At 32.6% G+C, this 11,465-nt stretch carries 8 protein-coding genes; all 8 read right to left on the reverse strand.

The window, feature by feature from the left end; genetic code table 11:
• Window positions 1–226 precede the first annotated feature (226 nt).
• Window positions 227–1,396 carry a site-specific integrase gene (locus tag L1967_RS11505; RefSeq protein ID WP_249601776.1) on the reverse strand — a complete coding sequence of 390 codons (1,170 nt, stop codon included), beginning with the start codon at window positions 1,394–1,396 and terminating at the stop codon, window positions 227–229.
• Between the two features lie 567 nt (window positions 1,397–1,963).
• Window positions 1,964–2,470 (reverse strand): nucleoside deaminase, encoded by a 507-nt coding sequence (locus L1967_RS11510; protein WP_249601777.1) that lies wholly within the window; start codon window positions 2,468–2,470, stop codon window positions 1,964–1,966.
• Window positions 2,471–2,693: 223 nt separating this feature from the next.
• Entirely contained in the window at window positions 2,694–4,043 is a 1,350-nt protein-coding gene (locus tag L1967_RS11515; RefSeq protein ID WP_249601778.1) for an ATP-binding protein, read from the reverse strand.
• A gap of 362 nt (window positions 4,044–4,405) precedes the next feature.
• On the reverse strand, window positions 4,406–5,137 hold the full coding sequence (gene qatD / locus L1967_RS11520; RefSeq protein ID WP_249601779.1) for a Qat anti-phage system TatD family nuclease QatD: 732 nt from the start codon (window positions 5,135–5,137) through the stop codon (window positions 4,406–4,408).
• Window positions 5,134–6,492 carry a Qat anti-phage system QueC-like protein QatC gene (gene qatC, locus L1967_RS11525; protein WP_249601780.1) on the reverse strand — a complete coding sequence of 453 codons (1,359 nt, stop codon included), beginning with the start codon at window positions 6,490–6,492 and terminating at the stop codon, window positions 5,134–5,136. The genes qatD and qatC overlap by 4 nt, the downstream gene beginning before the upstream one ends.
• 2 nt (window positions 6,493–6,494) lie before the next feature.
• Complete coding sequence (locus tag L1967_RS11530) at window positions 6,495–7,235, reverse strand: hypothetical protein (protein ID WP_249601781.1); 741 nt, start codon at window positions 7,233–7,235, stop codon at window positions 6,495–6,497.
• Window positions 7,236–7,237: 2 nt separating this feature from the next.
• Window positions 7,238–9,136 carry a KAP family P-loop NTPase fold protein gene (locus L1967_RS11535; RefSeq protein WP_249601782.1) on the reverse strand — a complete coding sequence of 633 codons (1,899 nt, stop codon included), beginning with the start codon at window positions 9,134–9,136 and terminating at the stop codon, window positions 7,238–7,240.
• Between the two features lie 75 nt (window positions 9,137–9,211).
• Window positions 9,212–11,434: an AAA family ATPase gene (locus L1967_RS11540; RefSeq protein WP_249601783.1), complete on the reverse strand. Its 2,223-nt coding sequence runs from the start codon at window positions 11,432–11,434 to the stop codon at window positions 9,212–9,214.
• Window positions 11,435–11,465 lie beyond the last annotated feature (31 nt).

The following is an 11,465-nucleotide window of genomic DNA, read 5'->3' on the forward strand; positions in this document are numbered from 1 at the left end:
CTTCTCCTGATTTGAACTGCTTTAAAAATTCGTCATCGAATAGATCTTCTTTTTTCATTGTTGTGTAAATATTAGCGCCTGAATTTCTCAGGCAAGGTTAAAAAAATATCGGGGTTTGCAAACCCCGATATTTTCTAATTACACAGTTTTTGAGTCAGTCCCCCTTAAATAAATTAATTACCAAGTATCTTCCCGAGTTTATCCATATCTTTACTAATCTTATCCTCTAAGACCCTGCGTAAATTGGGGTGGTCGCTATTTTAGTATGTCCAAGTAATTTTGATACCGTTTCTATGGGAACGCCATTACTTAGGGTTACCGTAGTAGCAAAAGTATGCCGGGACATATGAAAAGTAAGATTCTTTTTTATCCCTACAATCATAGCCAGTTCCTTTAGATATAAATTCACTTTTTGATTACTACATTCTGGAAGCAACTTTCCAGTAGCCTGGGTTATGGGATGATCTTCATATTTTTTGAGAATACGTAAAGCCGATTCCAGCAGGGGTACTTTCACAGCGTTATTCGTTTTATTTCTTGTGGTAATTATCCATGCTTTTCCATCAATACCAATGCTTATTTCCTCTTCACTTAGCTCCATCAGATCACCATAACTTAAACCTGTATAGCAACTAAAAATGAATAAATCCCGAATTCGATCCAGTCGGTCTATTGGAATTTCAGCGTGCTGAAGATTTAACAACTCATTTTTAGATAGAAATTCACGCTCCCTCTTTTCAAAGGTCATTTTCCACGTTCTAAAAGGATCTTTATCAAGCCATTCCAAATGAAAAGCCAGGGTTACTATTTTACGCAAACGCTGAATATGTTTCATCACCGTATTATGGCTCATCGCTTTATAGTGACCTTTGGGATAGTAATTAAAAAGAAAAGCTTCAAAATCACTCAGAAACCTATAGTTTAATTGGGAGAGGTAAATATCTGTTGTCCGCAACCTTTGATGTACATATTCCTTAATATACTTCTCACTTACTTTAAAATTCCGAATACTCCCGGCACTATGGGTATTCCTAATTTTATCCTGATGATATTCGATAAGCTCATTTAAGGTTTTGGAACTCCCTCCTTCCCCATTGAATTCAGCTTTAACCAAATCTGAAGTAATCAACTTTCCTTTGAATTTTAGATCCTGATAAATCTGAAAAAATCTTGCGTAAGTTTGATCTAGAAATTCGTTGAGCTCAAGGGTTTTCTTAGAATTTACTTTTAAGCGTTTCGTTTTAGAATTCCAAAGATCTATTGATGCATATCGCTTTAAACTAATATTGGCCCGTTTCGAATTCACGGTAATACGGGCATAGATTAGACTTTGATTATTTTTGACTTTCTTTTTATTAAGCCAAAAAACCATTGAAAATGTTTTTGATGTACGCATAATAATGCATTTTTAAAGTGAATAATTCAGTTACTGGAAGTCAAATCCACCTTTAAAAATCATAACATCGAAAATCTATAAAATACACCTGAGGTGTACTTTTAATTTAGAGGTATACTTTAGCTACCAAATAGAATGATATCCTATCATTTTAAATGTTCCTCTAAAAACGCGAAAACCACGCAATTCCTAAGATTTGCGTGGTTTTGTAGTCTATTGTCTTCTTTAAAAGTGAACGATATGGTACAAAACTCGAACCAATTAATAGAGGATTTAAAGCTTTTAGCTGATATACTAGCTGCTTAAAAAATCAAACCACTTATTTACAAATGGTTTAAGAAGTAGTTTTGTTAAATTGCTTCTTTATTGCCCCTTTAAAGGCGTTTTTGCCCCTTTATTGCCCCTTTGAAGAATTATAGTATGTTCTTTCAATGAACTCTTTATGGACTTCATATATTAGACTAAAGAATATTTTATCACAATTTACTACTATCAGTATTAATCTCATTGTGCCTGGTATCTACACTTGGAATAGAACAATAATTTGATGGACAAGATTAATTGACATTATTTATCATTCCAAGGTTGGGCAGATATTAAATCTTTGGATTTCCATTCTTCTAAAACGGTTATTGCATTTTTGTCAGGCACATATAAGAAATTAATTTTACGCTCATTGGCACTTTTTCGTAATTCATCAAATATAAATGTATCATCAAACCCAACTTTAGCGGCATCAGCATTTGTATTCGCATAATAGACTTTGTGAATTTTTGCCCAATAAATAGCACCTAAGCACATAGGACAGGGTTCTAATGTAGTGTACATTTGGCATTCAGATAATTGAAGATCATTGATATTTCTGCAAGCCCTTTCAATAGCGACCATTTCTCCGTGTGATGTTGGATTGACCCGCTCAAAAATTTCATTATGTCCCTCTCCAATAATTTTACCATTTCTAACAATTACACAGCCAATTGGAAGACCTTTGCCGCTCTTATATGCGATTTCCGAAAGCTCAATTGCTCTCAACATAAATTTAGGATGATAATCCTGATCCATAATTTCGTTCATTGCTTTAGCATTTGAGTTGCAAATTTATTCAATCCTTGCAGGTATTACTCTACTATAAATGAATTTTACATTTCACAAAAGGTATTTATCAACACCACAAACATACCTTGCGTGAGCGTTTGGATTTTGGAAATCGGAACAAAGTAATTACCTGTGTGGAGACAGAGGCAGATTCAATATATATAGTTTTTGTACAATTGCTCCTTTATTGCCCTTTTGGAGACTATTTTACTCCTTTATTTCCCCTTTGGAGAATATAGTAGGTCCCCTTTCCTGTGGAACCTATTTTGGTTATAAAATTTCTATCAACAAGCATTTGTAAATCATAAGACACCATCCTCTTGGAGATTTCAAAAAGTGCTTGGTATTGTTTATTATTAATTCGACCATTCTCTTTTATAAATAACAAAGCTTTAATATGTCGAGATTCAAGATTGTATGTTTTCAGAATTTCTTCTGTATAAATATCCTTTAGAAAAGTAACACTTACCCCACCTTGATCTTCCTCAATAATCGGTTCAGGCAATCCTGCCTCTTTACAAGCATCAATGATTTTATTTATCCCTCGTCCCCAGGATTCGATATAACCAGCTTTAAAAAATGCATTGGCTATATTTCGATTTCGGGGATAGGATGAATGTTCTTGTTTTAGTTTATCAATTGTCAATTCCTCTGGTAAAGTTCCCGGATTCCATAAATGTAATCGATCATCATACACTCGAAGAAATGTATATGTGCTGGAATAATCCTTATGAATAATAGCATTCAATATTGCTTCTCTTAATGCCGTTTCTGGATATTCCAACGGTTCCATACGCTCCAATCCCTTATAGGAAATAGGTCTAACCAAATATTTGGTTTTAAGGATTTCGATTACTTTATCAGCCATCTCAAAAATATTGGTTTCAACTATGTCTTGAAATAAAAGATCATGGCTGGACTTTCCAAATCGCCCAATCTTGAAACTTGCCGTTACCGATACCTTGATTAGATTTTTCCCAAATAATAAAACGGCGGCATTTGTTAGCTGCCCTTGTTCTGTAAGAAGTCCAAGGTTTTTGAATAGGGTTTGTTTGCCAATCTTTAGCGTATTTGGAGGAATACGATCTTTCTCAATTGCTTTAATAATAAATTTTTGAATGCTATTACCATTAAGGTCGGAAAATGTTATTCCTTCAACTGCCATATCCTCCCATTTCTTTCCCATTTTATTGAGCAACAGATTTTGTAAAGCAATTCCTTTAAGTTCTTGTTTGGTGCTTCCGCTTCGGTAGTGATAAACTCCATGATAAGCAATGGGTACATTACTAATCGGAACGATAATTTCAAGATAATTTTTTCCTTCAGCCGCATGTAGATTCACATCAACCACAAGTCCTAAATGGTTAACAGACTTGTTTGGAATGTCTTCCATCAGCTTTTTATAATTATCTATCCCAGTAATATGACCATTATCATCAATACCAATATAGATTTGTCCTCCTCTTGCATTAGCAAAACCACAAATCCATTTCAGATATTCATCTCTCCAAGTCTGCTTATATTCAATATTTTGAGCTTCTCCTTGTTTCATTTTCACTCTGCATTTTCTCAAATACAAAGCTACCTATTATGTGTTTTTCTACCCTACTCAAAATATGGTGGGGAATGTTAGCCTACAAAATTGGACAGCTTTTCTTTTTACCTAACCTTACAAGAAGAAATCATTTCGTCGAAAGTATTGGAATATATTGACAATTTTCCAATAGCCAATCAAGTGTTGGTTATTAAGAGTTAATGTTTATATAAAGATTTCTCAAGGTTTGTATTTCCCTTAATAAAATATCTCTAACTATATGAACTTGCTCTTTTAGATTCAATGGAAAACCCTCTTGATTCGGAAAGTTAAACTGATAATAGGAGTCATGATCAACTATTTTCATTACATATAATGCCTTATTTTATTTGGGTAATCATCCGTTTAAAATTTCTAAAAAGAATTGTTTTTACTTCCTTTTCACTTAATTGCCATTGGCTCGCTAAAAACAAAATAACTTTTTGTACTTGCCCAGGTTTAATTGGAAGGCTATTTTCACTGACGAAAGGTCCATCTGTTTCGGTTAATATTAATTGCTTTGGTATTTTAGAAATTATCTTTCTGCCTGACATAGATTTTACCATCGCAGGATTAATAGAGAAAAAATAGCCTGCTTCTGCAATAGCATCAATCAAATTTAATCCACCTGAATACCAATGAAAAATTGCAGATTGTATATTGTTTTTTATTAAGAGGTCTAAAACTTCTTTCTCTGCTTTTCGGGAATGAATACTTAAGATTTTTTTTTGTCCTGAAATGACCATTAGTAGTTTAGAAAAAGTATCTAACTGAATATCTTTTGTAGAGATACCCTCTTTGGAAAAATCCAATCCAACCTCTCCGATATATGATGTTTTATGAATGTTTTTTAGGAATAAATCAAACTCCATTTTATGAAAATCAGCCATTAAAGGGTGCATTCCTAAAGCTAATCTTATCTTTTTTAATGACTGGAAATGAGAATATCCCATTTCAAAATGGCTTGGCAGATTGGTCATTGCTAATACCGTTACGTCAGATTTTACAGCATCTTGCAAAACCTGTCTTGGATTAGAGTACAAATCTATATGGCAGTGTGTATCAATAATCATCTTAACCCCAACTCAGATTTTACAAATCTATTCCCTTTATCATTAAACAATTTTAGAACTTCTGTTTTGCTTCTTAATACCATTTCTGCATAATCAGTAAGATTATTAATATCAATGTTACCATTCACAAGTAAGTCTCTTTTCATTTTTTCCAATGGGATATTTCTTTTCAAGTAACTGAATAATGCAGGTAAATCATTATTTCCTAAAGATGACACTTTTGTAATAAAGTTTCCATACTGGTTTTCATTGTCCAGACCCGCTTTATTCAATGCCGCTCGCCTATAAATACAAGGCATACATCTTCCACAATTATGTTTCTCATTAGGATTGTCAAAATGAAATTGCCTTCTACCTCTTTTACCACAAGAAACCGAATCTTTATAAATATTCTTCAAAAAAGTTTGGTTTGTACATTCAACAAACATCTCTCCTTTTGTCTTAAAAGTATAGGGATTATGTATTACAGTAGATAGCCCCAATTCGGCAAGTAATTCTTGAGTATTTTTTAAAACATAAGGATGCGTTGTTCTTGTACTTAAAGAGCTTACTCTTGATGGTGTCAATGGATAATTGATTGAAATTGTTCCATTCTCGGGAATTATTAATTCATCAATTGGGGACAGGTAACTACCTAAACCAATAAAAAATAGAGAACGACTACGGTAATTGTTTTCTATGGTTACCCTGTTGCCATCAGTATCTTTTCTTGATAGTGCTAATTTTGATTGTACCCAATATATTTTATTTGGGTATTGGGTTATTAAATGCCTCAATAACTTTCTTTGGTCTCCATTCGGGCCTGGTGATTTTGAATCAAAATGAGATACCAAAAGTATTCTTTCATTATTACTAAGTTTTTCCAATTCATCAATAACTCCAATTAAAGAATCTAAACCACCTGAGAATAAACTTACAGATTTGATGGTGTCTTTGTTGTAACTTGGAATTTTCCTTCTATTCGTACGTGGTTGAAACAAATCAACATCTTCTATTTCTCGGAAAGAAATTTGCCAATTATCTCCTGTTAGGAAATCTAAAATCTGTTTCAATCTATCTTCTTTACCGTTCCAAACAGCCAAGTTGTTTACAGGAAACTCTACTGCTATATCTCTTGTCCAACCATCATTTGAATAAATAGCTCGACTGAGTAGGTTATCTATACCATAAACTATTGCAGATACAAGAAAGAAATCAAATTTTACTGAGGTGAAATCAGTCGTGAAATCAAAAACTCTTTCATAACCTAAGAAAGATAATGGAACTTTTCTATTCACTCTGTTATCTATATAACAAAGCTCTAAGTCTGAAAATTTACCATAACCTGCGTTATCAATAACTATATTTACTCTCATAACTATTCAAATACGGTTAATACATCTTGTTGAATATTTTTTACAAGCCTATCGGCTTCTTCGGAACTCCAATCAATGTTTTGCAATGGATTTTTTTTGTGCATATCGCCCACTCTTTCGACTATGAAATTTTTTATCTGACTGAAAAGATTATTACAATTACTTTCACTCTTGTTTTTTATTAAATTTTCATAGAACCACTTTGATAAAAGCTCATTAATGTAATACCCGAAATACTTTATTATTACATCTTCCAATGTATTAGCTGTAAAGGTTTCTTCTAATAAAGTTTGTACTTCGTCAATGGACTCAGCTTGTCCCATTAGTTCTTCCAATAATAGTCTTGTAGCCTCTTTCGCTGCATTATCATCAATAGAAGTTGCACTACCGGAACAATACTCAATCAAATGATTAATTACATCGCCCACGGTTTTATTATCAATATCTGTTAAACCGGTGGATTCAAGCGTTTCTCTAATATTATTACCCGAACTGATAAATTTTGAAAAGACTCCTCCGATTTTCTTTGCAGTTCTGATACTGCTTCTTCCTCCTGCTTTTGAACCACCACGTCCTCCTGTTGATGCTCCGCCCAATGCTGAAACAAAATGTCCCATAATATTCTGTAGCTTCTGAGCTGGAAGAACAGAAGAATCACAATTTGAGGTAAGCGAAGAACTAAGCGTACCCCAATTCGGAACCATTGAATGTTTTACATCAGAAAATGATTTAGATGTTCCCATTTCTATTTTTTAAGATTAAACGCCTTACTTGCTCTTGATTTTCCATCTTTGAAATAATCATTCAAAAACGTTCCAATTTCAGGTTCTGATTTAAAGTCTGCTAATCTCGTAGCAACCGCAGGTTCAATATCGGATACACTGATTATTTTAAGAGTTTCCATATAATGATAAACTGTATTTTCTATTTTCTCTTCTGTCATTGTATTGAAAATGTCATACAACCGCTTTTGCTGAGGGTTCCTTTTCAAATTTGAAGATAGAAGATTGAAAAATGCATCTTTTTCAATGTCGCTAAAAGGTTGAAATTTTGTAGATAGTAGGGATTTTGTAACTGTTGCCGTCATATTATCAGGCAATAACTCATTAAACAAAGCCCTTACTACTGGTGGAATCATACTCGTTGCTGTGATAGAATTTTCTAACTTATCACGAGCAATCCAATAATAATCCCGTAAATCAACTCCTGATAACAAAGGTTCTATTTGAAACCATTTTATTATTTTTGGTTTACTCCATTCTTTGAAATCTGTATCTTTTATTTCTGAAAGAATATCTTCAATTCCTTTCTCTTTACATAGAGCTTCTATATCGGTTATTTCTTTTGGTACTCCATCTTGAATTATTTGCCACTCAAATAACTTCTTGAATAACTTAGGTTCAGAATATTCAAGTATCATCATTTTTGCAAGAACAGCGTCATTAAAGTTTTGTAACGATGCTACTTCTGCAAGTCTTTTTCTGATAGTATAAGTATTTAGAAACCGTTTAATTTGTCTGGGATTCCCATACAAACTATTAGTAATTAAAGGAACTAATGAAGGAATCGTAATTACATTATCTTTAACTTTTCCGAATTCCTCGGCTTCTAAAATTTTTTCAAAGTTGGATAGTCCAAATGCAGAATATTTGTTTGTTAATCTATATCTCTTAAATTCATCAAGTACGTTTTTAAACTTGGCATCGCCTATCTCTTTTTTACAGATTAGCATGGATATGTAAGTTTCCACTTCAGATTCCGAAAGTCTTGGCAAAGAATAGGGAAGCTGAATTAATTTTTCTAAGTAATCAATAACAATACGGTTGTTATCTTCTTCGATTTCTTTATTGTTTTTGTACTTATGCTCAATAGCGTATTTCACAATTCGAGGGTCAGCTCCAATTATGAATGCAGTTTTAGGTACATTTAGAAAAAGTTTAATTGCCTCAAGGTTTTCAATAATTCTTTCAGGACTACACCTATCTAAATCATCAATAATCACAACTAGTCTTTTGAAATTTGTGGTTTCTAAAAGTTCCGAAAAATCCTTTCTAAATTCTGCAACTGCATTTATAGCATTTTTGTCTTCCTCTTTCCCTTCTTTTATAAAGGCTTTATATATTTTTTTCCCTTCTTCCGATTGAAGTTTTTCAATTATTTTTTCTGGATTATCTCCCCATTCTGTTAGTTTCTGAATAGCAAGAGGAACTAGACTAAGTCCCCCTGTAAAATATGCCGTAACAGCAGGCAAGGCAACATTTTTCATAACCATACCTGCTCCACGCATCCAATCAATAGATTTCCAAAGCTTTTTTGATTTTTCTTTTATTGTATCTTTTACTTCTTCGGAAATCTTTTTATTGTTTTCCAATTCTTTAAGGATTGAATTGAGCAGTGCAGCTTTAGCGTCATCATATCCCTCAAAAGTCCATCCATTAAAATATATACAAAGTGAGTCCTTATCTTCATTCTTATCAAATTCTTCTTTTACAATTTGTAAGATGCTGGATTTTCCACTTCCCCAATCTCCAAACACGCCTATTGTAATTGGCAAAACAGATTCATCTTTGATAACATTGATTAACAAATCTGCGTGTACTTTAAATCCTAAAAGGTCTTCTGACGTTTCGTTATCTGCCCACATAATATGATATTGTTTGTTTCACGTGATAAAAATTATAGAGTTTTTAGACAACTCATTTTCTGTTCTTATTTATTATTATGCAATCTTTTCTTCATCTACAACCCTATGCATCATATTATAATGTTCGATGTGGCCTGTTTTTTTGAATATTTGTTTAAAAACTTCAAAGTAACGATCAATAACTGCGTCTTGCTGTTCTATATAAAGATCATCAGGCAACCCATGAGAACCATCATTGATCCAACATACCAGTGATCGGCATATTTCCTGTTCTTGATGATTAACAAAGCTTTTTATCAAATCATCATCTGCATATCTGCCCAATATTTTAAAATAGTTTTCAATAATTCTTCGCATAGTATTCTGGATAGTAATTCCTGAGTTTTTTGAAGAATTACTAAGTTCCTTCCAAAGCAATTCATATGAACTATGAATTGGGTTTTCCATTTCAAAAGCTTGAATTGAAGATACATTGTGATTCTTTCTAATAATCCAATAATGAGTATCTCCATTTTTAGGGGTCCTTCCATCAACAAATGAAACTTCTTTATGAAAATACACGTTATGGGTGAGAAGAATAAGTTGTTTTATATTGCCCGTATTACCTTTTATGGTTTTGACAATTTCTTTGATTAATGAACTCACCACAAAAAGAACATTGCTATCCAAACTTGAAATTGGGTCGTCAATGACCAAGATACGTTCTTCTGTTATGGATTCCTCATTGGTGCTTCCTTTTGCTAACTGCAAATAATACAAAAATGTGATAAAAGTAGCTTCACCTTCACTTAATGTAGATTCTGCAACTGAACCATCTTCTCTTTGTATCTGATACTGATTAGGTTCCTTCTTAGACGGAACTATCTGGAAGTTCAGAAACCCGTAAGATGTAAGTATTTGATTTATTTCATCAACAGAAGGTTGAACGCTGGTAACATCTTTATTAGCCTCCCTTATTTTCTTATTTATTTCTACAAATTTATCTTGTAAATCTTTATGTTTCTGTTGCAATATCTGTATCCCTTTCTCCAGACCTTCTTGTTTTTTTATAAATGTTTCAATAGTTGCTCGATGCCCTTCAATCAAGTATTTCCAAATAGCCTTAAGTAAATTGTTTTTTTGATTTGTATAATCATTGACAATATCATTGTGAGTCGTTATTTCTTTATTGCTTTCAATAATCAAATTTTGAATACTTTCTAATTGTTCTTTTGTTGAAAACAACTCTATACTTCTACTTGGTTCTTTCTTTTTATTTCCCAAAAGCTCTTTGTTAGTAACAAATTGACTTATCAGTGTTCTTAAAAAAGCTGAGAATTGTTCTATATTAAGTTTAGAGTCTGGATTGCCTTTCTGCTGTAATTCCATTTGCTCCAAAAGATTCTGTAGATTTTGACATCCCTGCGTATATTCATCTGATAAAGTCCTGACTTTTGTTATATCCTGAAGAAAAGATTCATCAAAGAAATTCTCCAATTGTCTCTTAAAGCTTTCCGAAATCGTTTTCTGCTGACAGAATGGACATATTTCATCCTCTGTGATATAATTTCTCCCCTCATTGACCCAATCATTCAAATTCAATTTCTGAATTAATCCTGCAATTGGCACATCTGCTTTACCAATAATCTTCTTATTCCAGATTTTATCAGATTCTATTTCCAATAGTTTTTTAAACTCTATTATGGAAAGAAGAGGTAATATAGTAGGCGTTCTGCCAAAAATTGTTTGAGATTTTTCCTTTAAATCTTGAATTGTCAATAAAGTTTCTTCGTTATTTTTGAACTCTTCCAATATTTTATCTCTAAAAGAATCCTTTTTCATGAAACCTCTAAAGGCTTCTTTAAATTCGTTTTCATTTTCCTTGTATATATCAAGCCAAATTGCCTCTTTGAACTCATTATTTTCCTGAGATTTCTTTTCTTGCTGTTTTTCTAATGTTTTTTTCTTCTCTATACCATTATTTTTAATTTCTTCTAATTCCAAAAGCATTTTATCAATAGCTTGAATCTCTTCCTTAGTAGCTTGTCCCAATGTAAAAACACCATCTATCTTTCCCTTACCAAAATTTCTTTCACGAAAGTCTTTGTTATATACAAGTACATTAACAGGCAGATTACCTTTCCATGCTAAGTCGCAATCAGAGAATGCCATATCAGTCGGATTATAAATCAGCTTAGAAAGAGTGGTTTTTCCACAACCATTAGTTCCGTAGATAAAATTGATTTTTCTCAAATTATCTATTTGGATACCTGTTGCATCATAAGTTGCAACTCCCTTAATTGTTATTGATTCAAGCATTTTGTTACCATTTTATAAGATTTATACTTTG

Source organism: Zunongwangia pacifica (assembly GCF_023499215.1).
GTDB classification, from domain to species: domain Bacteria; phylum Bacteroidota; class Bacteroidia; order Flavobacteriales; family Flavobacteriaceae; genus Zunongwangia; species Zunongwangia pacifica.

What these genes read in the sequence shown, in the direction of transcription:
- L1967_RS11505 (WP_249601776.1), bottom strand. Translation starts at nt 1,396, where the DNA reads ATGCGTACATCAAAAACATTTTCAATGGTTTTTTGGCTTAATAAAAAG.
- L1967_RS11510 (WP_249601777.1), bottom strand. Translation starts at nt 2,470, where the DNA reads ATGAACGAAATTATGGATCAGGATTATCATCCTAAATTTATGTTGAGA.
- L1967_RS11515 (WP_249601778.1), bottom strand. Translation starts at nt 4,043, where the DNA reads ATGAAACAAGGAGAAGCTCAAAATATTGAATATAAGCAGACTTGGAGA.
- qatD (WP_249601779.1), bottom strand. Translation starts at nt 5,137, where the DNA reads ATGATTATTGATACACACTGCCATATAGATTTGTACTCTAATCCAAGA.
- qatC (WP_249601780.1), bottom strand. Translation starts at nt 6,492, where the DNA reads ATGAGAGTAAATATAGTTATTGATAACGCAGGTTATGGTAAATTTTCA.
- L1967_RS11530 (WP_249601781.1), bottom strand. Translation starts at nt 7,235, where the DNA reads ATGGGAACATCTAAATCATTTTCTGATGTAAAACATTCAATGGTTCCG.
- L1967_RS11535 (WP_249601782.1), bottom strand. Translation starts at nt 9,136, where the DNA reads ATGTGGGCAGATAACGAAACGTCAGAAGACCTTTTAGGATTTAAAGTA.
- L1967_RS11540 (WP_249601783.1), bottom strand. Translation starts at nt 11,434, where the DNA reads ATGCTTGAATCAATAACAATTAAGGGAGTTGCAACTTATGATGCAACA.